Source organism: Pseudomonas sp. ADPe (assembly GCF_014843515.1).
Taxonomy (GTDB): Bacteria; Pseudomonadota; Gammaproteobacteria; order Pseudomonadales; family Pseudomonadaceae; genus Pseudomonas; species Pseudomonas citronellolis.
Genome location: NZ_CP062122.1, coordinates 3,019,815 through 3,041,266, shown reverse-complemented (window position 1 = coordinate 3,041,266; position 21,452 = coordinate 3,019,815). Strand labels below are relative to the sequence as shown.

20 protein-coding genes are annotated in these 21,452 nt (G+C 68.2%); 8 read left to right on the top strand and 12 right to left on the bottom strand.

Annotated elements, in window-relative coordinates; translation table 11 throughout:
* The first annotated feature begins 92 nt into the window (after positions 1–92).
* Entirely contained in the window at positions 93–542 is a 450-nt protein-coding gene (locus IG194_RS13835) for a Bro-N domain-containing protein (protein ID WP_058487995.1), read from the top strand.
* 163 nt (positions 543–705) lie between these two features.
* On the opposite strand, the gene IG194_RS13830 is transcribed toward IG194_RS13835, so the two are convergent.
* The 3 genes from IG194_RS13830 to IG194_RS13820 form a co-directional block, all read right to left on the bottom strand.
* Positions 706–2,202 (bottom strand): CoA-acylating methylmalonate-semialdehyde dehydrogenase, encoded by a 1,497-nt coding sequence (locus tag IG194_RS13830; protein ID WP_058071610.1) that lies wholly within the window; start codon positions 2,200–2,202, stop codon positions 706–708.
* Between the two features lie 176 nt (positions 2,203–2,378).
* Positions 2,379–2,672, bottom strand: coding sequence for a cupin domain-containing protein (locus IG194_RS13825; RefSeq protein ID WP_058487994.1), 294 nt, complete (start codon positions 2,670–2,672; stop codon positions 2,379–2,381).
* The gene (locus IG194_RS13820) at positions 2,673–4,019 is read right to left on the bottom strand and encodes an aspartate aminotransferase family protein (protein WP_058487993.1); all 1,347 of its coding nucleotides are present in this window, start codon (positions 4,017–4,019) and stop codon (positions 2,673–2,675) included.
* A 137-nt stretch (positions 4,020–4,156) separates the two neighbouring features.
* On the opposite strand from IG194_RS13820, the gene IG194_RS13815 reads away from it, so the two are divergent.
* From IG194_RS13815 to argE, 5 genes are all read left to right on the top strand, one after another.
* Positions 4,157–5,077, top strand: coding sequence for a LysR family transcriptional regulator (locus IG194_RS13815; RefSeq protein WP_058487992.1), 921 nt, complete (start codon positions 4,157–4,159; stop codon positions 5,075–5,077).
* A gap of 340 nt (positions 5,078–5,417) precedes the next feature.
* Positions 5,418–6,767, top strand: a complete 1,350-nt coding sequence (locus IG194_RS13810) for a flavin-containing monooxygenase (RefSeq protein WP_052267767.1) — start codon at positions 5,418–5,420, stop codon at positions 6,765–6,767.
* Between the two features lie 3 nt (positions 6,768–6,770).
* The gene (locus IG194_RS13805) at positions 6,771–7,193 is read left to right on the top strand and encodes a RidA family protein (RefSeq protein ID WP_009614291.1); all 423 of its coding nucleotides are present in this window, start codon (positions 6,771–6,773) and stop codon (positions 7,191–7,193) included.
* 10 nt (positions 7,194–7,203) lie between these two features.
* Entirely contained in the window at positions 7,204–7,878 is a 675-nt protein-coding gene (locus tag IG194_RS13800; protein WP_058071606.1) for a DUF1028 domain-containing protein, read from the top strand.
* 64 nt (positions 7,879–7,942) lie between these two features.
* Positions 7,943–9,094 (top strand): acetylornithine deacetylase, encoded by a 1,152-nt coding sequence (gene argE, locus IG194_RS13795; protein WP_058487991.1) that lies wholly within the window; start codon positions 7,943–7,945, stop codon positions 9,092–9,094.
* Positions 9,095–9,375: 281 nt separating this feature from the next.
* Here argE and IG194_RS13790 read toward each other — a convergent pair whose 3' ends face one another.
* The 6 genes from IG194_RS13790 to IG194_RS13765 form a co-directional block, all read right to left on the bottom strand.
* A complete protein-coding gene (locus IG194_RS13790) occupies positions 9,376–10,728 on the bottom strand; it encodes an 8-oxoguanine deaminase (protein ID WP_058487990.1) in 1,353 nt (450 codons plus the stop codon).
* Between the two features lie 155 nt (positions 10,729–10,883).
* Positions 10,884–11,567 carry an SDR family oxidoreductase gene (locus IG194_RS13785; RefSeq protein ID WP_058487989.1) on the bottom strand — a complete coding sequence of 228 codons (684 nt, stop codon included), beginning with the start codon at positions 11,565–11,567 and terminating at the stop codon, positions 10,884–10,886.
* A gap of 41 nt (positions 11,568–11,608) precedes the next feature.
* The gene (locus tag IG194_RS13780; RefSeq protein WP_058487988.1) at positions 11,609–12,409 is read right to left on the bottom strand and encodes an ABC transporter permease; all 801 of its coding nucleotides are present in this window, start codon (positions 12,407–12,409) and stop codon (positions 11,609–11,611) included.
* Entirely contained in the window at positions 12,406–13,029 is a 624-nt protein-coding gene (locus tag IG194_RS13775; protein WP_058487987.1) for an ATP-binding cassette domain-containing protein, read from the bottom strand. The genes IG194_RS13780 and IG194_RS13775 overlap by 4 nt, the downstream gene beginning before the upstream one ends.
* 196 nt (positions 13,030–13,225) lie before the next feature.
* Positions 13,226–14,533 (bottom strand): MFS transporter, encoded by a 1,308-nt coding sequence (locus IG194_RS13770; protein WP_058487986.1) that lies wholly within the window; start codon positions 14,531–14,533, stop codon positions 13,226–13,228.
* Between the two features lie 275 nt (positions 14,534–14,808).
* Entirely contained in the window at positions 14,809–15,606 is a 798-nt protein-coding gene (locus tag IG194_RS13765; RefSeq protein WP_024128863.1) for an AraC family transcriptional regulator, read from the bottom strand.
* Positions 15,607–15,683: 77 nt separating this feature from the next.
* Here IG194_RS13765 and IG194_RS13760 point away from each other — a divergent pair, with 77 nt between their 5' ends.
* Both IG194_RS13760 and IG194_RS13755 read left to right on the top strand, forming a co-directional pair.
* Positions 15,684–17,300 carry a gamma-glutamyltransferase family protein gene (locus IG194_RS13760; RefSeq protein ID WP_058487985.1) on the top strand — a complete coding sequence of 539 codons (1,617 nt, stop codon included), beginning with the start codon at positions 15,684–15,686 and terminating at the stop codon, positions 17,298–17,300.
* A 457-nt stretch (positions 17,301–17,757) separates the two neighbouring features.
* A complete protein-coding gene (locus IG194_RS13755; RefSeq protein WP_043270226.1) occupies positions 17,758–18,594 on the top strand; it encodes an outer membrane protein OmpK in 837 nt (278 codons plus the stop codon).
* A 205-nt stretch (positions 18,595–18,799) separates the two neighbouring features.
* On the opposite strand, the gene IG194_RS13750 is transcribed toward IG194_RS13755, so the two are convergent.
* The 3 genes from IG194_RS13750 to IG194_RS13740 form a co-directional block, all read right to left on the bottom strand.
* On the bottom strand, positions 18,800–19,717 hold the full coding sequence (locus tag IG194_RS13750) for an AEC family transporter (RefSeq protein ID WP_058487984.1): 918 nt from the start codon (positions 19,715–19,717) through the stop codon (positions 18,800–18,802).
* A 73-nt stretch (positions 19,718–19,790) separates the two neighbouring features.
* A complete protein-coding gene (cysC, locus tag IG194_RS13745) occupies positions 19,791–20,402 on the bottom strand; it encodes an adenylyl-sulfate kinase (protein WP_043270222.1) in 612 nt (203 codons plus the stop codon).
* Complete coding sequence (locus IG194_RS13740) at positions 20,395–21,099, bottom strand: sulfotransferase family 2 domain-containing protein (protein ID WP_058071595.1); 705 nt, start codon at positions 21,097–21,099, stop codon at positions 20,395–20,397. The genes cysC and IG194_RS13740 overlap by 8 nt, the downstream gene beginning before the upstream one ends.
* Positions 21,100–21,452: the final 353 nt, after the last annotated feature.

Here is a 21,452-nt window from a genome sequence, read left to right as displayed (position 1 = left end):
GCCTACTTCCGGCTCGCCAACCCCGCGCGGTCTGCCACCCTTCGTTTGGCGACTCGGGTGGCAGCTCTTATCCACAAGTAGGAGTTCCACCCATGCACGACGCATACACCCCCACCTTCTTCATCCGCCACGGTCGCCCCCTGCGCGCGGTCATGATCGACAACCAACCCTGGTTCGCCTCCTACGACCTCGCCCGCCTCCTGGGCATCCGCCGTCCCCACACCTTCCAGCACCGCGTCCTGCCCCACGAAACCCGGCGCATCCACCTGCTGTACGAAAGCGGCAGCGAAGAAGCCATCGACGTCCTCAACGAGGCCGCGCTCTACAAGGCCCTGGTGCGCTTCGGCAGCCCGGAAAGCCAGCACCTGGATGCCTGGCTGACGCGCGAAGTCATCCCCAGCCTGCGCGACCAGTCCGTGCCGGATGGCCAGGCGCCGAGACGGGTGATGATGAGCTGGCAGGCACGGCGGGTGATGTTGCTGGAGTGGCAGGGCGCGCTCTGGGTGCCCTTCGAGGAGATGCCGCGGCTGCTCGCCGATTGATGGGTATCGCTGCGCTCCACCCATCCTACGGGGGTATCAGCACGCTCCGGCATCGACGCCTGGCACGGACCCGTAGGATGGCGTTGAGCGAAGCGATACCCATCAAGCCCGTAAACGAAAAAGGCCGGTCAAATGACCGGCCTTTCCCTTACCTCACGCCACCTCAGCTATTGCTGGGGAACGCGAACTGCGCCGCCTCGTGGCTCTTGCGCTGCGGCCAGCGCTGGGTGATGGCCTTGCGCTTGGTGTAGAAGCGCACGCCGTCCGGGCCGTAGGCGTGGAGGTCGCCGAACAGGGAGCGCTTCCAGCCGCCGAAGCTGTGGTAGGCCACCGGGACCGGCAGCGGGACGTTGACGCCGACCATGCCCACTTCGATCTCGTCGCAGAACAGGCGGGCAGCTTCGCCGTCGCGGGTGAAGATGCAGGTGCCGTTGCCGTATTCGTGGTCGTTGATCAGCTGCATGGCTTCTTCCAGGCTGTTCACGCGGACGATGCACAGGACCGGGCCGAAGATTTCTTCCTTGTAGATGGTCATTTCCGGGGTCACGCGGTCGAACAGGGTGCCGCCGAGGAAGAAGCCGTTCTCGTGGCCGGCGACCTTGTAGCCGCGGCCGTCCACTACCAGCTCGGCGCCCTGGGCCACGCCGGTGTCGATGTAGCCGGTGACCTTGTCGCGGGCAGCGCCGGTGACCAGCGGGCCCATGTCCAGGCCGCAGGAGGTGCCGGCGCCGATCTTCAGGCCCTTGATCTGCGGAACCAGCTTCTGCACCAGGGCGTCGGCGATCTGGTCGCCCACGCACACTGCCACCGAGATGGCCATGCAGCGCTCGCCGCAGGAGCCGTAGGCGGCGCCCATCAGCGCGCTGACGGCGTTGTCCAGGTCGGCGTCGGGCATCAGCACGGCGTGGTTCTTGGCGCCGCCCAGGGCCTGCACGCGCTTGCCGCGCTTGGTGCCTTCGCTGTAGATGTACTCGGCGATCGGGGTCGAGCCGACGAAGCTCAGGGCCTTGACTTCCGGGGCTTCGATCAGCGCGTCCACCGCGCCCTTGTCGCCGTGCACCACGTTCAGCACGCCTTTGGGCAGGCCGGCTTCGTGGAACAGTTCGGCGATCAGCAGGGTGGAGCTGGGGTCGCGCTCGGACGGCTTGAGGATGAAGGTATTGCCGCAGGCGATGGCCAGCGGGTACATCCACAGCGGCACCATGGCCGGGAAGTTGAACGGGGTAATGCCGGCGACCACGCCGATGGGCTGGAAGTCGCTCCAGGCGTCGATGTTCGGGCCGACGTTGCGGCTGTACTCGCCCTTGAGGATTTCCGGGGCGGCGGTGGCGTACTCGACGTTCTCGATGCCGCGCTTGAGTTCACCGGCGGCGTCTTCGATGGTCTTGCCGTGTTCTTCGCTGATCAGTTTGACGATGCGCTCTTCGTTGGCTTCGAGCAGTTGCTTGAAGCGGAACAGCACCTGGGCGCGCTTGGCCGGCGGAGTGTTGCGCCAGGCCGGGAAGGCGGCCTTGGCGGCGTCGATGGCCTGCTGCATGGTTTCGCGATCAGCCAGCGGGACCTTGCGCACGGCTTCGCCAGTGGACGGGTTGAAGACGTCGGCGGTGCGGCCGGTGTCGGCGATCAGTTCGCCGCCGATCAGGTGCTTGATGATGGTCATCGTCTTGTCTCTTCTCGCTGAGTGGGGTTTGGAGGAGGAACGTAAGAGCCCCTCTCCCTAACCCTCTCCCTGAAGGGAGAGGGGATTGTTCGGTGTGTTGGGTGGGCCGCGGAGGGCGCCGGGACGGTCAGGGTAAGCCCGGCCGAACCGGCATGCCTACGCGCGGGCCCGCGGGCTCAGTGTTGCTTGAGCTCGATCTCGATGAAGGCCACTTCGTGGTCGCACGGGTTGATCACGTTGTGCTCGGTGCCGATCTGGCGGGTGTAGCTCTGGCCCAGGACCAGCGGCGCGCGCCGCTCGCCGTCGGGGGTTTCCAGCAGCAGTTCGCCGTTGGTCACCGGGACCACCACGTATTCCATGCCGTGGCGGTGCCAGCCGGTCTCCGCTCCCGGGGCGAAGCGCCACTCGGTGACCAGGACCTTGTCGTTGTCGATCTGTACCGTCGGGACGGCCTTGGGACGCTCGCTCACTTATGCCACCCCGTTCAGCGCTTCGCCGACCGCGTCGAACAGGCGGTCGAGGTCTTCGGGCTTGGCGTTGAAGGTCGGCCCGAACTGCAGGGTGTCGCCGCCGAAGCGCACGTAGAAGCCTTCCTTCCACAGCTTCATGCTGGCTTCGAACGGGCGCACGATGGCGTCGCCGTCGCGGGCGGCGATCTGGATGGCGCCGGCCAGGCCGCAGTTGCGGATGTCGATGACGTTCTTCGTGCCCTTGAGGCCGTGCAGGGCCTTCTCGAAGTGCGGCGCCAGCTCGGCGGACTGCTGGATCAGGTTTTCCTTCTGCAGCAGGTCCAGCGCGGCGATGCCGGCGGCGCAGGCGACCGGGTGCGCGGAGTAGGTGTAGCCGTGGCCGAACTCCACCGCGTATTCCGGCAGGTTCTGGTTCATGAAGGTGTCGTAGATTTCGCTGCTGGCGATCACCGCGCCCATGGGCACGGCGCCGTTGGTGACCTGCTTGGCGACGTTCATGATGTCCGGGGTCACGCCGAAGTATTCGGCGCCGGTGGCCTTGCCCATGCGGCCGAAGGCGGTGATCACTTCGTCGAAGATCAGCAGGATGTCGTTGGCGTCGCAGATTTCCCGCAGGCGCTGCAGGTAGCCCTTCGGCGGCACGATCACGCCGGCGGAACCGGACATCGGCTCGACGATCACCGCGGCGATGTTGGAGGCGTCGTGCAGTTCGATCAGCTTCAGCAGTTCGTTGGCCAGCTCGACGCCGCCGGTCTCGGCCGCGCCCCTGGTGAAGGCCATGCCCGGCTGCAGGGTGTGCGGCAGGTGGTCGACATCCATCAGCGGGCCGAACATCTTGCGGTTGCCGCCGATGCCGCCCAGGGCGGTGCCGGCGACGTTCACGCCGTGGTAGCCACGGGCGCGGCCGATCAGCTTGGTCTTCTGCGCCTGGCCCTTGATGCGCCAGTAGGCGCGGGCCATCTTGATCGAGGTGTCGGCGCACTCGGAACCCGAACCTGTGAAGAACACGTGGTTCAGGGTGCCGGGGGTCATCTGGGCGATCTTCTCGGCCAGCTGGAAGGACAGCGGGTGGCCGTACTGGAAGCCCGGGGAGTAGTCGAGGGTGCCGATCTGCTTGGCCACCGCGTCGGCGATTTCCTTGCGCGAGTGACCGGCGCCGCAGGTCCACAGGCCGGACAGGCTGTCGTAGATGCGCCGGCCCTTGTCGTCCACCAGCCAGCTGCCCTCGGCGGCCACGATGATGCGCGGGTCCTTGTGGAAGTTGCGGTTGGCGCTGAAGGGCATCCAGTGGGCCTTCAGGTTCAGGTCGGCGGCGGCCGACGGCGCTACGTTCACTTGCTGGTTCATGGAGCTCGTCCTCGACGACTGTCTTGTTGGGCGCGCAGGCCGCGTCACGCCTGCTGCGATGGCTCAAGATTGGGCCTGACTTAACGTGAGTTAAAGCCTATTCTTCTCACGTTCAGTTTCGATTCGGTAAAACAAAAATGGCGAAAACCCGCAGCCCGTCCCTGGGCCAGGTCAGCGATTTCGAAATCCGCCTGCTGCGCATCTTCAAGACCATAGTCGAGTGCGGCAGCTTTTCCGCCGCGGAAAGCACCCTGGGCATCAGCCGCTCGGCCATCAGCCTGCACATGGGCGACCTGGAGAAGCGCCTGGGCATGCGCCTGTGCCAGCGCGGCCGGGCCGGCTTCGCGCTGACCGACGAAGGCCGCGAGGTGTACCGCGCCACCCAGTCGCTGCTGGCGGCGCTGGAGGGCTTCCGCGCCGAGGTCAACGAGCTGCACCAGCACCTGCGCGGCGAGTTGAACATCGGCATCATCAACAACCTGGTGACCCTGCCGCAGATGCGCATCACCCACGCCCTGCGCGCGCTCAAGGCGAGCGGGCCGGGGGTGCGCATCAACATCGGCATGACCACGCCCAACGAGATCGAGCTGGGCGTGCTCGACGGCCGCCTGCATATAGGCGTGGTGCCGCTCATCAGCCCGCTGTCGGGGCTGGAGTATTCGCCGCTGTACGACGAACGGTCGCTGCTGTTCTGCAGCCGCGAGCACCCGCTGTTCGAGCGCGAGGACGCCGGCATCACGGTGGCGGAAATCCACTCCTGCGACGCGGTGGCGCCCAGCTACCGCATCCCCGCCGAGGCCCAGGAGCGCCACCAGGAGCTGAACGCCAGCGCCAACGCCTCGGACCGCGAGGGCATGGCCTTCCTGATCCTCACCGGCAGCTACATCGGCTACCTGCCCGACCACTACGCCGCCGACTGGGTGGCCCAGGGCCGCATGCGCGCGCTGCGCCCGGAGCGCTTCCACTACGACATCCCGCTGACGGTGGTGATGCGCAAGGGACGGCGGCCGAACCTGGTGCTGGAGCGGTTTCTGGAGGCGGTGGCGGAGAGCCGTTGATTCAAAGCCCTTGCCGGCTGCGCCGAGGCGCTCTGCGTAGGATGGGTTGAGCCTGCGAAACCCATGCGGCCACGGTGATGGGTATCGCTTCGCTCAACCCATCCTACGACTGCCCCCCAATGCGCACGAATCGAATTTGTCGCCCCTGCCACGCAAAAACCTATACCCCCTCCCCGCCGCCCCGCGCGGCCCGTGGCTCGCGGGCCCACAGCTTTTCCCTAGCCTGCGACTACAAAAATCATAATTTCGCTAATCCCCGGGTCTGAACAGAATGCGGCCAACACGCGGTGGACAGTCGCGACCGCAGAACAACAACGATCAGAGTCCGAGGAGTCACCCCATGGCCGATCCGAACCAGACCGCCTTCGGCAAGCCCGCCGGCAAATCGCTCGATGGCATTGAAACCGACACCCTCGTGGTGGGCGCCGGGCAGGCCGGCGTGGCCATGAGCGAGCACCTGACCGCCCAGGGCGTGCCGCACATCGTGCTGGAGAAGAGCCGCATCGCCGAAGCCTGGCGCACCGGCCGCTGGGATTCGCTGGTAGCCAACGGCCCGGCCTGGCACGACCGCTTCCCGAACATGGAATTCCCCGTCGGCCCCGACGAGTTCCCGCACAAGGAGCAGGTGGCGGACTACTTCGTCGCCTACGCCAAGCAGTTCAACGCGCCCATCCGCACCGGCGTGGAAGTGAAGAAGGTGACCCGCAACGAGGGCCGCCCCGGCTTCACCGTGGAAACCTCCGAAGGCACCCTGCAGGCGCTGCGCATCGTTTCCGCCACCGGCCCGTTCCAGCGCCCGGTGATCCCGGCCATCGCGCCGAAGGACGAGCGCATCCAGCAGATCCACTCGGCCCAGTACTACAACCCGCAGCAGCTGCCCGAAGGCGCCGTGCTGGTGGTGGGCGCCGGCTCCTCCGGCGTGCAGATCGCCGACGAGCTGAACCGCGCCGGCAAGCGGGTGTTCCTCTCGGTAGGCGCCCATGACCGCCCGCCGCGCTCCTACCGCAACCGCGACTTCGTCTGGTGGCTGGGCGTGCTCGGCCTGTGGGACGCCGAGGAAGTGCAGCCCGGCCGCGAGCACGTGACCATCGCCGTGAGCGGCGCCCGTGGCGGCGAGACCATCGACTTCCGCCGCCTGGCCAACGAGGGCATCACCCTGGTCGGCCTGACCAAGGCCTTTGCCGACGGCAAGGTGAGCTTCCAGGAAGACCTGGTGAAGAACCTGCAGGCGGGCGACCAGAACTACCTCGACCTGCTGGACGCCGCCGACGCCTACATCGAACGCAACGGCCTGGACCTGCCGGAAGAGCCGGAAGCGCGCCGCGTCTACCCGGACGCCGAGTGCATCCGCAACCCGATACTGGAACTGGACCTGGCCGCCGCCGGCATCACCTCGATCATCTGGGCCACCGGCTACGCCGTGGACTTCGACTGGCTGCAGGTGGACGCCTTCGACGACAAGGGCAAGCCCAAGCACCAGCGCGGCGTGTCGCGCGAGCCGGGCGTGTACTTCGTCGGCCTGCCGTGGCTGTCGCGCCGGGGCTCGTCGTTCATCTGGGGCGTGTGGCACGACGCCAAGCACATCGCCGGGCACATCGCCACGCAACGCAAATACGTCGAATACCAGGACGCCTCGCAGCGCGAGGCCTCCGCCGAATCGCAAGCCAAAAAAGCCGCTTCCTGGGAGTAAGTGATGCCTACCCACACCCGCATCCGCATGTTCAACACCAAGGACACCTACCCGAACCAGTCCCTGGACAACGACCTCTGCCAGGCCGTGCGCGCCGGCAACACCGTATACGTGCGCGGCCAGGTCGGCACCGATTTCGCCGGCAACCTGGTGGGCCTGGGCGACCCGGCGGCGCAGGCCGAGCAGGCGATGAAGAACGTCAAGCAACTGCTGGAAGAAGCCGGCAGCGACCTGTCGCACATCGTCAAGACCACCACCTACATCATCGACCCGCGCTATCGCGAGCCGGTCTACCAGGTGGTCGGCAAGTGGCTCAAGGGCGTGTTCCCGATCTCCACCGGCCTGGTCGTCTCGGCCCTGGGCCAGCCGCAGTGGCTGATGGAGATCGACGTGATCGCGGTGATTCCGGACGACTGGGAACAATAAGGAGCGGCCCATGACCTTCTCCATCGTCGGCCGTTGCGCCGAAACCGGCCAGCTGGGCATCGCCATCAGCTCGTCGAGCATCGCCGTCGGCGCGCGCTGCCCCTGGGTGCGCGCCGGCGTCGGCGCGGTGGCCACGCAGAACGTGACTCTGCCGGCCCTGGGCCCGCAGATCCTCGACCGCCTGGAAGCGGGCCTGGCGCCCGCCGCCGCGCTGGACCAGGCGCTGTCCAGCAACGGCTACAGCGAGTACCGCCAGGTGACGGTGATCGACCAGCACGGCCAGGTGGCGCTGTTCACCGGCAGCGAGGCGCTGGGCATAAACCACGCGGTGGCCGGCGAAAACTGCGTGGCGGCGGGCAACCTGCTGTCGTCCACCGCAGTGATCGAAGCCATGACCAGGGCCTTCGAGGCCGCCGACGGCTGCCTGGCCGAACGCCTGCTGGCGGCGATGCAGGCGGCCATGGCCGCCGGCGGCGAAGCCGGGCCGGTGCATTCGGCGGCGCTGAAGGTGGTGGGCGACCTGGTCTGGCCGATGGTGGACCTGCGCGTGGACTGGGCCGACGAGGCGCCGATCGACGAACTGGAAAAACTCTGGGTAGCCTACAAGCCGCAGATGCAGGACTACATCACCCGCGCGCTGGACCCGACCAAGGCGCCAAGCTACGGCGTGCCCGGCGACGAGTAAGCGCATCGACGCCAATCGATGGGTTACGCCGCTTCGCGGCTAACCCATCCTACGGAGACATTGCATGCTTTCCAGCCGTGACATCCTCGCCAGGCTGATCGCCTTCGACACCGTCAGCCGCAATTCCAACCTGGCGCTGATCAAGTACATCCAGGACTACCTGGCCGGCCTGGGCGTGGAGGCCGAGCTGTTCTTCGACGAGGCTGGCGGCAAGGCCAACCTGTTCGCCACCCTCGGCCCGCGCGACCGCGGCGGCGTGTGCCTGTCCGGGCATACCGACGTGGTGCCGGTGGACGGCCAGAACTGGAGCGTCCCGCCCTTCGAGCTGAGCGAGAACGACGGCCGCCTGTACGGCCGCGGCACGGCCGACATGAAGGGCTACATCGCCTGCGTGCTGGCCGCCGTGCCGGCCTTCCTCGCCCAGCCTTTGCGCGTGCCGCTGCACCTGGCCTTCTCCTACGACGAGGAGGTCGGCTGCCTGGGCGTGCGCTCGCTGCTAGCGGACCTGGAACGCCGCGAGCACAAGCCCATCGCCTGCATCATCGGCGAGCCCACCGAGCTCAAGCCGGTGCTCGGCCACAAGGGCAAGCTGGCCATGCGCTGCCAGGTGCACGGCGCGGCCTGCCACTCGGCCTACGCCCCGCAGGGGGTGAACGCCATCGAATACGCGGCGAAGCTGATCAACCACCTGGGCGAGATCGGCACCCGCCTGGCGGCCCCGGAGCGCCACGACCCGCGCTTCGACCCGCCCTACTCCACGGTGCAGACCGGGGTGATCGGCGGCGGCCGCGCGCTGAACATAGTCCCGGCCGAATGCCAGTTCGACTTCGAGGTCCGCGCCCTGCCCAGCGACGACCCGCAGCAGGTCGCCGAGCAACTGCGTGACTACGCCGAAACCGAGCTGCTGCCGAAGATGCGCTCGGTAAAGGCGGAGGCGGATATCCGCTTCAGCGAGCTGTCGGCGTATCCGGCGCTGGCTACCGATCCGCAGAGCGAGGTGGCGCAGTTGCTGGCGCGGCTCAGTGGGTCGGATGAGTTTTCCACGGTGGCTTTTGGTACCGAGGGGGGGCTGTTCGATCAGGCGGGCATTCCGACGGTGGTGTGCGGGCCGGGGAGCATGGACCAGGGGCACAAGCCGGATGAGTTTGTCAGCGTGGAGCAGTTGGCGGCTTGTGATGGGATGCTGGGGCGGTTGGTGGAGTGGATGAAGGCTTGATTGGTGTCTTGCTGGGTGGGTTGGCGCGCGGGTTTGAGAGCGCCCTCTCCCTAACCCTCTCCCTGAAGGGAGAGGGGACCGTTCGGAGTGCGCTGACGTTTCGGCGTTAGCCGGCTCATACCGAGTATCCGGCTGACACCAGATCCCTTCTCGGCACGGACTAGCCCCCTCTCCCTTCAGGGAGAGGGCTGGGGAGAGGGGGCGGAGTCGAACCGAAGCACTCAGGCCGCCTGGAAACCCCGTTCGCGAGCAAGCTCGCTCCTACGAAAAGCAGTCCGGTGTCAGCCGATCAGCTTCCGTGCTGCCTGGGTGTGCGAGGCGATCAGGCCCTTGAGGTCCAACCCCTCCACCTCGCCATCCACCACCCGCCAACTCCCTCCGACCATCACCCTGTCCGCCCTGTCCGCCCCACACAGTAGCAGCGCCGACAACGGATCATGGCTCCCGGAAAAGCGCAGCTCATCCAGCTTGAACAGCGCCAGGTCCGCCTGCTTGCCCGGCGCCAGTTCGCCGATATCGCTGCGACCCAGCAGCTTCGCCGACCCCTTGGTGGCCCAGCCCAGCGCCCGTTCCGGGGTGATCTCCTCCGCGCCATAGCGCAGCCGCTGGATGTACAGGGCCTGGCGCGCTTCGAGAATCATGTTCGAAGCGTCGTTGGAGGCCGAGCCATCCACGCCGATGCCCACCGGCGCGCCGGCGGCTTCCAGGGCCACGGTGGGGCAGATGCCCGAGGCCAGGCGCATGTTCGAGCTGGGGCAGTGGCAGATGCCGGTGCCGGCTTCGCCCAGGCGCTTTATTTCCTCGTCGTTGAAGTGGATGCCGTGGGCCAGCCAGGTGCGCGGGCCGAGCCAGCCGACGCTGTCGAGGTAGTCCACGGTGCGCTGGCCGAAGCGCTGCAGGCAGAAGTCTTCCTCGTCGAGGGTTTCGGCCAGGTGGGTGTGCAGGCGCACGTCGTGGTGTTCGGCCAGCTCGGCGCTGGCGCGCATGATTTCCGGGGTCACCGAGAACGGCGAGCAGGGCGCCAGGGCGATCTGCACCTGGGCGCCGTCGCCGCGCTGGTGGTAGTCGCGGATCAGCCGTTCGCTGTCGGCGAGGATGTCTTCGGCGCGCTGCACCGTCTGCTGCGGCGGCAAACCGCCATCGGCTTCGCCCAGGCTCATGGAGCCGCGGGTGAGCATGGCGCGCATGCCCAGTTCGGCGACCACCCCGGCCTGCACGTCGATGGCCTGCTCCAGGCCGTCGGGGAACAGGTAGTGGTGGTCCGCCGCGGTGGTGCAGCCGGACAGCAGCAGCTCGGCCAGGGCCACCTTGGTGGCCAGCGCCAGTTGGTCCGGGGTCAGCCGCGCCCACACCGGGTAGAGGGTCTTCAGCCAGGGGAACAGCGGCTGGTTGACCACCGGCGCCCAGGCGCGGGTGAGGGTCTGGTAGAAGTGGTGGTGGGTGTTGATCAGGCCGGGCAGCAGCACGTGCTGGCTGGCGTCGAATACCTGCTCGCAGGGTTGCGAGGGTTGCCGGCCAAGGGCGAGCAGTTCGACGATGCGGCCGTCCTGCACGACCAGGCCGCCACGGGCGTCGAGGCCGTTGGCGGTGAAGATGGCGAGGGGGTTGCGCAGCCACAGGCGGGGGGATGACATCGGTGAATCCTCTGAGTTGCGGAGCCGCCGCCCGAGGCGAGCCGGCTCCCGGTTGTACGGGAAGCCAGCTCAGTGTTCACCCTGTCTGCTGATCCAGGTGCGCCTTGACCCGCAGGTCAGGCGTCGGCGCATGGTAACGCCGCCGCCGGCATCCGTCACCAGTCGATCGTCGTCCCCTGGTAGTCCAGGTAGTGCTGGCCGCCCCGCCCGGCGTAGGCCTCGACCTGGTCGATGAGCCCGGCGGCGCTGGTTTCCACGTCCAGCGGCGCAGCCTCGCCGCCCATATCGGTGCGCACCCAGCCGGGGTGCAGGTTGAGCACCGTCAGGCCGGTTTCGCCCAGCCCGGCGACCAGGCTGCGGGTCAGCGAGTTCAGCGCCGCCTTGCTCGCCCGGTACAGGCCCATGCCGCCGGATTCGTTGCCGGCCACGCTGCCCAGTTCCGAGGTCATGAAGGCCAGCACCCCACGCTGCGGCTCCAGCAGCGGCAGCAGGCGCTCGGCCAGGCGCAGCGGGGCCACGGCGTTGACCATGAACAGCTCGCCCACCTCGGCCAGGCTGGCGTCCAGCGCCGACTGGTGCGGCGGGCCGTAGATGCCGGCGTTGATGTAGACGAGGTCGAAGCGCTGCCCGGCCAGGGCCGCGGCGAGGCGGTCCTGGGAGGCCGCGTCGTCCAGCACCAGGGACTCGACGCGCACCGGCAGGCTGTCGAGCACGCCGGCGTTGGCGGCGTCGCGCACGGTGGCGGTGACCTCCCAGCCGCGCGCCAACAGCTGGTTCACCAGGCCCAGGCCGAGGCCGCGGGAGGCGCCGATGATCAGGGCGGAATTGACAGTGCTCATGGGGCTCTCCCCTCGGGATGGAAAAGCCCCAGCATACCCGCTCAATCCTCGCCGCGCAGGCGGTCCAGGCGCAGGCGGTCGCGCTCGTCGGTGAGCCGCCAGGCCGACAGGTACACGGCGCCCAGGGCCGCGGCGAAGCCGGCGCCGACCAGCAGGAACATCAGCAGGATCTGGTAGCGCGCGGCGTCCAGCGGGTCCATGCCGGCGAGGATCTGCCCGGTCATGATCCCCGGCAGGGTGATGATGCCGGCGGCGGCCATCTGGTTCAGGGTGGGGATCAGGCCGTTGTACAGCGCCCGGCGCAGCACCGGGCCCAGCGCCGTGTAGCGGTCGGCGCCGAGGGCCAGATGCGCCTCGATGGCGGCGCGCTCGCGGGTGACGCTGGCGAACACCTGGTTCAGCGCCAGGCTGGCGGCGTTCATCGCCGTGCCGAGGATGATGCCCACCAGCGGGATGGCGTGCCGCGCGTCGTACCACGGCTGCGGCCGCAGGCTGCCGGCAAGGGCGAAGAGGGCGATGCCCAGGGTGGCGATGCCGACGCTGCTGCCGCCGATGCCCAGGTGCCAGAACCCGGCCAGCCGGCGGCGTTGCCGCGAACCAACCTCGAAGCTGGCCGCGGCGAGCATCGCCAGCACCACCCCGGCGGTCAGCCAGGGCGAGGACAGGGCGAACACCTGGCGCAGGAACAGCCCCACCAGCACCAGTTGCACCACCAGGCGCACGGCGCTGACCAGCAGGGTGCGCTGCAGGCCCAGGCGCAGCGCCCAGGACAGCGCGGCGGCGGCCACGATCAGCAGCGCCGCCAGGGCCAGTTCCGGCAGGCCGAGCTGCAGCGGTGTCATGGTTGCACCTCGCCCAGGCCGTGTTCGTCCAGCTGCAGGTGGACGTCCGCCAGGCGCCTCGCCTGCCCGGCATCGTGGCTGACCACCAGCAGGCCCAGGCCTTCGGCCTTCAGTTCCTGCAGCAGTTGCTCGACGCCCTCGCGGCTGGCCGCGTCCAGCGCCGCCGTGGGTTCGTCCAGCAGCAGGAAGCGCGGGCGCTGCACCACCGCGCGCAGCAGGGCCAGGCGCTGGCGCTCGCCTGTGGATAACTGTGCCACCCGCGCCTGCAGCAGCGCCGGGTCGAGACGCACCCGCGGCAACAGCGCCCGCACGGCGTCGAGGTCGGCGAAGTGCGCGGCGACGCCCTCCTCCCACCAACCGGATTCCGCCGCCACATAGGTGACCAGCCGCCGCCAGGCGCTGGCCGGCATACGCTCGCGCGCCACCCCGGCCAGGCTGACCTGGCCCTGGTTGGGGTCGAGGTCGGCGAGCATGCGCAGCAACAGGCTCTTGCCGATGCCCGAGGGGCCGCTGAGCACGCTGCAGCGGCCGGGCGCCAGGTCAAGGTCGAAGGGCCCGCTCAGCGCCCCGCGCAGGCCGCGGGCCTGGAGAGGCCCAAAGGGAATATCCAAAAGGCTCATGAACTCGCTTCGTCAACGCCAAGTCGCCGAGCATAACGTAGGGCGTATAACCGTTCGCGGTTATACGCCGCTACACCCATCCCCCCGCCCCTCATAAGCCCAGCCCAGTCGACCCAAAAACGACAAGACCCAGCATCTGCCAGGCCTCGTGGATAAAACGCCCCGGAGCAACCCCGGGGCCAGGGCACGCGCCCTATCAGTCGGTAGTGATCTTCGAATGCGTCCGGGTGTCCTTCATGGTCAGGTAGACCAGCAGCGAGCAGGCGATGCAGCCGGTGACGTACCAGTAGAAGCCGCTCTCCATGCCGATGCTCTTGAACCACAGCGCCACGTACTCGGCGGTACCGCCGAAGATCGACACGGTCAGCGCGTAGGGCAGGCCCACGCCCAGAGCGCGGATCTCGGTGGGGAACAGCTCGGCCTTCACCACGGCGTTGATCGAGGTGTAGCCGCTGACGATCACCAGCGCCGCCATGATCAGGAAGAACGCGCCCCACCAGGTGTCGATGCTGTGCAGGGTGCTGAGGATCGGGTAGGTGAAGACGGTGCCCAGCACGCCGAAGGCGATCAGGATCGGGCGCCGGCCGATCTTGTCCGACAGCGCGCCGACGATGGGCTGCAGCAGCATGAACAGGAACAGGGTGGCGGCCGAGATCATGGTCGAGTCGGTCTTGCTCATGCCCACGGTGTTCACCAGGTACTTCTGCATGTACGTGGTGTAGGTGTAGAAGGCCAGGGTGCCGCCCATGGTCAGGCCGACCACGGTGAGGACTTCCTTGGGATGGCGCAGCAGGGTGCGCATCAGGCTTTCCTTGGGCTCTTCCTTCTTCTTGGCGAAGGACTCGGTCTCTTCCATGCCGCGGCGCAGGAACATGGCGGTCACCGCGCACAGCGCGCCGATGAAGAAGGGCACGCGCCAGCCCCAGCTTTCCAGCTGTTCGACGGTCAGGGTCTGCTGCAGCACGATGAGTACCGCCAGGGCGATGAGCTGGCCGGAAATCAGCGTCACGTACTGGAAGCTGGAGAAGAAGCCGCGTTGCTCCTTGTTGGCCATCTCGCTGAGGTAGGTGGCCGAGGTGCCGTACTCGCCGCCCACCGACAGGCCCTGCAGCAGGCGCGCGAGCACCAGCAGGATGGGCGCGCCGACGCCGATGGTCTCGTAGCTGGGGGTCAGGGCGATGATCAGCGAGCCGAAGCACATCAGCAGCACCGAGGCCAGCAGCGCGGCCTTGCGGCCCTTGCGGTCGGCGTAGATGCCCATCAGCCAGCCGCCGATCGGGCGCATCAGGAAGCCCACGGCGAAGATCGCGGCGGTGTTGAGCAGTTGGGCGGTCATGTCGCCCTGGGGGAAGAAGGCCTTGGCGAAGTACAGGGAGAAGGCGGCGTAGACGTACCAGTCGTACCACTCCACCAGGTTGCCCACCGAGCCGCTGAAGATCGACTTGATGCGCTGGGAGGTCGTACGGGGCGCGGCAGAAGCGGAGACGGCGCTTGCGCTATCCATGGGTAATCCTCTTGTCGTTGTTGTCGTCGGGTGCGCGGACCACGAAACCGGCACCGGCGCGCCACGAGGTGCGGCGCAGTGTGGAGGGCGATAGCAGGCAACGTGCCAAGGGCGCAAAGCCGCGTGGGGCAAGGGATTACGGGGTTTTCGTACAGCGTGGGCAGGCGGTTGGATGCCGATGGGCGGGGGTGGGTGAGCGGAAATCCGCTTATTTGGAGTGGCTTTTCGTTGGGGCGAGCAAGCTCGCTCCTACAGGAAGCGCAGACCGCAGCGGCTCAACGCTGCTTGAACAACTCCCCCGGCGTAAAGCCGAACAACCCCTTGAACGCAGCTATATAGGCCGAAGTGGAGTCATAGCCACAATCCAGCGCCGCAGCGGTCACGCTGGCGCCATCCTCCAGTACACCCAGCGAGCCGAGCAGCCGCTGGCGCTGGCGCCAGAGGCGGAAGCTCATGCCGGTCTCGCGCTGGAACAGGCGCGAGAGGGTCTTTTCCGAGGTGCCCAGGCGTTGCGCCCAGTCGCCCAGGGTGAGGCTGGTGCTGGGTTGTTCGATCAGCGCCTGGCACAGCTGCAGCAGCCGCGGCTCCTGGGGCATGGGCAGGGAGAAGGCGACTTCCGGCAGGGTACGCAGCTGGTCCAGCAGCACGTTCACCAGGCGCTGCTCGGGGCTGTCGCCCTGTGGATAATCCACCGGCAGCTCGCAGAAGCTCTTGATCAGCTCGCGGGCCAGCGGTGTCACCTCCAGCACCCGGCAGCGTGGTTCCGCCCAGGCGCAGGCCTCGGCGCTCAGGTACAGGCTGCGCATCTCCGCGCGGCCGGAGGTGACCACCTCGTGCTCCAGGTACGCCGGTATCCAGATGGCCCGCTGCGGCGGGGCGAAGAAGCTGCCCTCGGCAGTGTGCACGCCGAGCACTCCGCTGATGGCGTAGGACAGTTGCACCCAGGCGTGGTGGTGGCGGCCGGTCCAGGAGCCGGCGCGCAGGCTTTCGGCGCGCGCGTAGACCGGCCGCGGCAGGTCGTCGAGCGTGGGAATCGCGCGTTGCAGATGGGGGTGCTGTCCGTTCATCGCTATGCTTTGGCTTTGTATCGCTAGTGGACAGAGTCTGGCAGGGCTACCCTGCCGCCTCAAGCCGTCAACGGAGCCCGCCCATGCTGAATTTCTCCGCCCAGGAATATCCCTACGCTTCGCAACGCTCGCTGGTGTACGCCCGGCGCGGCATGGTGGCCACCTCGCAGCCGCTGGCGGCGCAGGTCGGGCTGGACATGCTCAAGCGCGGCGGCAACGCGGTGGACGCCGCGGTGGCCACGGCGGCGGCGCTGACGGTGGTGGAGCCCACCGGCTGCGGCATCGGCGGCGACGCCTTCGCCCTGGTGTGGGTGAAGGACAAGCTGCACGGCCTGGACGCCGCCGGCTACGCGCCCGGGGCGCTGGACATCGGCACGCTGCGCGGCGCCGGCCACGCGCGCATGCCGCTGTACGGCTGGACGCCGGTGACAGTGCCGGGCTGCCCGGCGGCCTGGGCCGAGCTGTCGGCGCGCTTCGGCCGGCTGGACTTCGCCGAGCTGCTGGCGCCGGCCATCGAACTGGCCGAGCAGGGCTTCCCGGTCTCGCCGGTGATCGCCGGCCTCTGGCAGAGCGGCCTGGACAAGTTCCGCGGGGTGCGCGACGCGCATCCGGAACTGGCGGCCTGGTTCGACGAATTCCTCATCGACGGCCGCGCCCCGCGCGCCGGGGAAATCTTCCGCAACCCCGGCCAGGCGCAGACCTTGCGCGAACTGGCGCAAAGCCGCTGCGAGAGCTTCTACCGCGGCGCCCTGGCCCAGCGCATCGCCGCCCACGCCCGGGCCAGCGGCGGCTACCTGGACGAGGCCGACCTGGCCGGCTACCGCACCCAGTGGGTCGAGCCCATCGCGCTGAACTACCGCGGCTACGACGTCTGGGAAATCCCCCCGGCCGGCCAGGGCCTGGTGGCGCTGATGGCCTTGAACATCCTCAAGGGCTTCGAATTCGGCGAGCGCGACAGCCCGGACACCTGGCACCGCCAGCTGGAGGCCATGAAGCTGGCCTACGCCGACGGCCGCGCCTACATCGGCCAGCCGGACGCCATGCGCTTCAGCGTCGCCGACCTGCTCAGCGACGACTACGCCGCCAGCCGCCGCGCGCTGATCGGCGAGCGCGCCCTGGAACCGCATCCGGGCAAGCCACGGGCCGGCGGCACCGTGTACCTCGCCACGGCCGACGGCGAGGGCAACCTGGTGTCGTTCATCCAGAGCAACTACCACGGCTTCGGCTCCGGCGTGGTGGTGCCCGGCACCGGCATCGCCCTGCAGAACCGCGGCGCCGAGTTCAGCCTCGACGCCGGGCACGTCAACGCCCTGGCCCCGGGCAAGAAGACCTTCCACACCATCATCCCCGGCTTCCTCAGCAAGGGCGGCGTGCCCCTGGGCCCGTTCGGCGTGATGGGCGCCTACATGCAGCCCCAGGGCCACGTGCAGATGGTGATGAACCTGGTGGACTTCGGCCTCAACCCCCAGGCCGCGCTGGACGCCCCGCGCTGGCAGTGGCTGGGCGACAAGCGCATCGGCATCGAGCACGGCGCGCCGCGCAGCCTGGCGGCGGTGCTCAGCCGCCGCGGCCACCACGTGGAAGTGGCCCACGACCTGAGCAGCTACGGGCGCGGCCAGATCATCCTGCGCGACCCGCGCAGCGGCGTGCTCTGCGGCGGCACCGAGCCGCGCACCGACGGGCAGATCGCCGCCTGGTGAGACCGCCGCCGGGCCGGCGGAGGTGCTTGCGCGGCGCGGCTCTGGCATCATCCGCGCCCGGAAAGGCCGCGGCCGCCCGCAAGGTGGCCGCCGGGGCGCTTGTGTAGATTCTTCACAGCAAACTTGTATACATATTTTGAATTGATTCCATTCAACTCAAAGCAAATATGTATTCAATATACCCTGCCCCATGCTCGCCAAAATGGCGCTTCGGCACGCTGCGCTGCCCTGTGCGAAGGCACGACCTGTCTCGAGAGTCAGGTTTTTGCCCGATCCCAGGCCTTCGCCGGCCGCGACGCAGGCCCATGAAAAAGCATGGCTTTTCCCAAAACACAGAAGAAAACCCGGCCCGCGCCCGGCGTTGGCCCCGATCTTGCCTCGGCTGGCCAAGCCTGACCGAGTGGACAGGTTCAGAATTCCAATTAGATCGCAGCACTTCAAAACCTAGGAGCACCACATGACTCGCACCCTCGCATCCCTGCTGCTCGCCGGCGGGCTGCTGGCTACCGGCCAGGCCATGGCCGGCGGCGAAGACCTCACCCCCGCGCCGGCCAGCAACGACGGCCCGCTGATCTGGCACAACGAAAGCCTGACCTACCTGTGGGGCAAGAACTTCAAGGTCAACCCGCCGATCCAGCAGACCTTCACCTTCGAGAGCGCGAGCGCCTGGACCTGGGGCGACATCTGGTTCTTCGTCGACCAGATCAACTACAACGGCAAGGAAGACAGCCAGAACGGCAAGAACACCTACTACGGCGAGTTCAGCCCGCGCCTGTCGTTCGGCAAGATCACCGGCGCCGACCTGTCGCTGGGCCCGATCAAGGACGTGCTGCTGGCCACCACCTACGAATTCGGCGAAGGCGACACCGAGGCCTACCTGATCGGCCCGGGCTTCGACCTGGCCCTGCCCGGCTTCGACTACTTCCAGCTGAACTTCTACTACCGCAAGCCCGACGGCAACCGCGTGCCCTCCGGCGCCTGGCAGGTCACCCCGGCCTGGGCCGTGACCATCCCGGTAGGCAACTCCGACATCCTCTTCGACGGCTTCATGGACTGGGTGGTCAACAACAAGAGCGCCAGCGCCAGCGAACGCGGCCAGAGCGACTACCACGCCAACCTGCACTTCAACCCGCAGATCAAGTACGACCTGGGCAAGGCCATGGGCTACGAGGCCAAGCACCTGTACGTGGGCGTGGAGTACGACTACTGGTCCGACAAGTACGGGATCAAGGATTCGCAGTTCTTCACCACCGACCAGAACACCACCAGTTTGTTGGTGAAGTACCACTTCTGATTGGGGCTGGGCGCTTTTCTGTTCTGTAGGAGCGAGCTTGCTCGCGAACCAGGCCTCCTGGTGGCTTCGGTGCATGTCCTGAAGAGCGCCCTCTCCCTAACCCTCTCCCTGAAGGGAAAGGGTTGCGGAGTCAAACTGCAACACCGAGGCCGCCTGGAAACGCTGTTCGCGAGCAAGCTCGCTCCTACGAAAAGCCCCCATAGCCTCACCCCGCCACTGCCTGCACCACCCCCATCACCAGCAACAGGCTCCCTCCCGCCAACAACGTCTGCAGCGTGATGATCCCCGCCATCAGGTGGCTGTCCCCACCCAACTGCCGCGTCAGCACATAGGCCGTGGGCGCCGTGGGCAGGGCGAAGAACAGCACGAACACCGCCGACTCCAGCGGCGCCAGGCCTAACAGGTAGGCGCAGGCGAAGGCCAGGGCGGGCATCGCCAGCAGGCGCGTGGCGCAGCTGCCCAGCAGCACCGGCAGTTCCGCGCGCAGCTCCTTCGGTTGCAGCGCCGCACCCACGCAGAGCAGGCCCAGCGGCAGGCTGGCCACCGCCAGCAGGTCGAACAGGCGGGCGCTGCCGCCGCCCAGTTCCAGGCCGGCCAGGTTGACCAGGGCGCCGGCGGCGCAGGCGAGGATCAGCGGGTTCTTCAGGATCGGCAGCAGCAGCGCGCGGGCGCTGATGCCGCGTTCGGCGGTCAGCGCCCAGACCGACATCAGGTTCACCGTCGGCACCATCAGCGCCAGCATCAGCGCCGCCAGGGTCAGGCCTTGCTTGCCGTACAGGCTGCCCACCGCGGCCAGGCCCAGGTAGGTGTTGAAGCGCAGCACGCCCTGGGCGATGGCGCCGAAGCGCGGCGCGCTCCAGGCGCGCAGGCGCCGGCTGGCCAGCAGCGCCAGCCAGGCGCCGCCCAGGCCCAGGGCCACCGCCAGGGCCAGGCGGCCCAGCCCCGGGTCGCGCAGCGGCGCCTTGGCCAGGCTGGCGAACAGCAGCGCGGGGAACAGGATGAAGTAGTTCAGGCGTTCGGCCGCCGGCCAGAAGGCCTCGCCGGGGAAGCCGCGGCGGCGCAGCAGGTAGCCGCCGACGATAAGCGCGAAGAGCGGCCAGAGGGCCTCGAAGAGAACGGACACGGATACCCCGCGGCGGTGGTTGGGCGCCCATCTTGCCCAGCCGCGCGCGGCGACGGCAAGCCGGGCCCGGAACTCAGGCCGGACCGGGGCGGCAGCGCTGCAGGACCAGCCCGAGAAGCCTACGACAGGCCTCGTCGGTGGAGGTGTCGGTGGCGTCCACTTCGAAGTCGGCGTCCAGCGGCGGCTCGTAGGGGCTGTCGATGCCGGTGAAGTTGCGCAGGCGGCCTTCCCGGGCGGCCTTGTACAGGCCCTTGGGGTCGCGCTCGGCGCAGGTCCGCAACGGCGTGCTGAGATACACGCTGAGGAACTCGTCGGCCGGGAATAGCGCGCGGGCGGCATCGCGCTCGGCGCGGAACGGCGAAATGGCGGCGACTATCACCACTAGCCCGGCCTCGGTCATCAGCCGCGCGGCATGGGCCAGGCGGCGGATGTTCTCGCGGCGGCCCTCGGGGCTCATGTCCAGGTCGCTGCATAGGCCGCCGCGGACCAGGTCGCCATCGAGCAGGAAGCTGTGCACGCGCTCGCGGTGCAGGGCCAGCTCCAGGGCGTTGGCCAGGCTCGACTTGCCCGAGCCGGACAGGCCGGTCAGCCAGATGCAGCAGGGGCGCTGGCCCTTGAGCGCGGCGCGGGCTTCGCGGCGCACGCTGCCGGTGACGGGGAACAGGGGTACTTTGAGGTCACTCATAGCCAAGCAGTTGGTAGTCGCGTTGATAGGCGCGGCGCACCAGGCGCCGCGTGCGAGTGCTGCAGAAGTCCCGGGCCGGGCCGGCCTGGCGTTGCCGCGAGGCGTTCAGGTGGGGCAGCTGGCCGCTGATGCCCAGGTGCTCGCACAGCGTCTGGAAGTCCGCTTCCAGGTTCTCCTGGCGGCCGATGAAGTCCAGCCCCAGGTGGCCGAGGGAATCGCAGAGGAAGGCCACCTGCGGCACGAAATGCAGCTGGCGCTGGAGGTTGTCCGGGTGCAGCCAGCGCTCGACGAAGTCGTCGAAGTCGCGGAACTGGCAGACCAGCTGGTGCGCCGCCCGGTCGCGCTGCGGCAGCTGGTTGCCGCGCAGGTAGGCGTAGGCCGAGTAGGCGCGCTCCAGCGGGTCGCGGACGAAGCTGAACTTGAAGCTTTCGGCGTATTCGCCGGGGAACTGCTGCTCGTACCAGTACAGCGGCAGGTGGCCGGGGCGCCCGCCGTCGAACAGCGCCGCGCAGAGGCTGCTGCCGGCACACTTGGGCACGTGCACGAACAGGCAGCGGCGCTCGCGGAAATACGCGGGGAAATGGGCGTTGCCGGACATCGCCTTGTTGACGATCTGGCGTTCCTGCACCGGCAGGCGGCTGAGCAGGAAGTTGCGCTGGACCTTGGGCAGCAGCTTCCAGAAGTAGCGTTGCAGCATGGGGACTCTCGAACGCCGGAGGGTCGCTCCGGTGGTTTTCCGTGGGCGGCGGGAGGGCCCCGGCCTTAAGGAAACCTTAACAGGCCCGTGTCTGGCGATTATTCCGTGTTGGTCAAGAAGGTAAGGTTTCCGATACACGGCGACGTGGGCCTTGTGGCTTGTAGGTCCATCCGGGGCGGTTTCCGACGGCCGGGGGAGTCTATTCCCGGCCCGGCGCGGCGCCCACGGCGAAAAGGATGCACAAAGCGTAGGAAATCCCTGAGGAAGTGACTGGCAGCCCGCCGTCGGTCGAGGCGCCACGAACGCGGCAAGCCCGGGCCCCGGCGGCGAAAGGCAGCTTTTTCTTATGTCGC

Excerpts from the sequence above, each read along its gene's own strand:
- IG194_RS13835 (WP_058487995.1), top strand. The coding sequence starts at position 93 with ATGCACGACGCATACACCCCCACCTTCTTCATCCGCCACGGTCGCCCC.
- IG194_RS13830 (WP_058071610.1), bottom strand. The coding sequence starts at position 2,202 with ATGACCATCATCAAGCACCTGATCGGCGGCGAACTGATCGCCGACACC.
- IG194_RS13820 (WP_058487993.1), bottom strand. The coding sequence starts at position 4,019 with ATGAACCAGCAAGTGAACGTAGCGCCGTCGGCCGCCGCCGACCTGAAC.
- IG194_RS13815 (WP_058487992.1), top strand. The coding sequence starts at position 4,157 with ATGGCGAAAACCCGCAGCCCGTCCCTGGGCCAGGTCAGCGATTTCGAA.
- IG194_RS13810 (WP_052267767.1), top strand. The coding sequence starts at position 5,418 with ATGGCCGATCCGAACCAGACCGCCTTCGGCAAGCCCGCCGGCAAATCG.
- IG194_RS13805 (WP_009614291.1), top strand. The coding sequence starts at position 6,771 with ATGCCTACCCACACCCGCATCCGCATGTTCAACACCAAGGACACCTAC.
- IG194_RS13800 (WP_058071606.1), top strand. The coding sequence starts at position 7,204 with ATGACCTTCTCCATCGTCGGCCGTTGCGCCGAAACCGGCCAGCTGGGC.
- argE (WP_058487991.1), top strand. The coding sequence starts at position 7,943 with ATGCTTTCCAGCCGTGACATCCTCGCCAGGCTGATCGCCTTCGACACC.
- IG194_RS13790 (WP_058487990.1), bottom strand. The coding sequence starts at position 10,728 with ATGTCATCCCCCCGCCTGTGGCTGCGCAACCCCCTCGCCATCTTCACC.
- IG194_RS13785 (WP_058487989.1), bottom strand. The coding sequence starts at position 11,567 with ATGAGCACTGTCAATTCCGCCCTGATCATCGGCGCCTCCCGCGGCCTC.
- IG194_RS13780 (WP_058487988.1), bottom strand. The coding sequence starts at position 12,409 with ATGACACCGCTGCAGCTCGGCCTGCCGGAACTGGCCCTGGCGGCGCTG.
- IG194_RS13775 (WP_058487987.1), bottom strand. The coding sequence starts at position 13,029 with ATGAGCCTTTTGGATATTCCCTTTGGGCCTCTCCAGGCCCGCGGCCTG.
- IG194_RS13770 (WP_058487986.1), bottom strand. The coding sequence starts at position 14,533 with ATGGATAGCGCAAGCGCCGTCTCCGCTTCTGCCGCGCCCCGTACGACC.
- IG194_RS13760 (WP_058487985.1), top strand. The coding sequence starts at position 15,684 with ATGCTGAATTTCTCCGCCCAGGAATATCCCTACGCTTCGCAACGCTCG.
- IG194_RS13755 (WP_043270226.1), top strand. The coding sequence starts at position 17,758 with ATGACTCGCACCCTCGCATCCCTGCTGCTCGCCGGCGGGCTGCTGGCT.
- cysC (WP_043270222.1), bottom strand. The coding sequence starts at position 20,402 with ATGAGTGACCTCAAAGTACCCCTGTTCCCCGTCACCGGCAGCGTGCGC.
- IG194_RS13740 (WP_058071595.1), bottom strand. The coding sequence starts at position 21,099 with ATGCTGCAACGCTACTTCTGGAAGCTGCTGCCCAAGGTCCAGCGCAAC.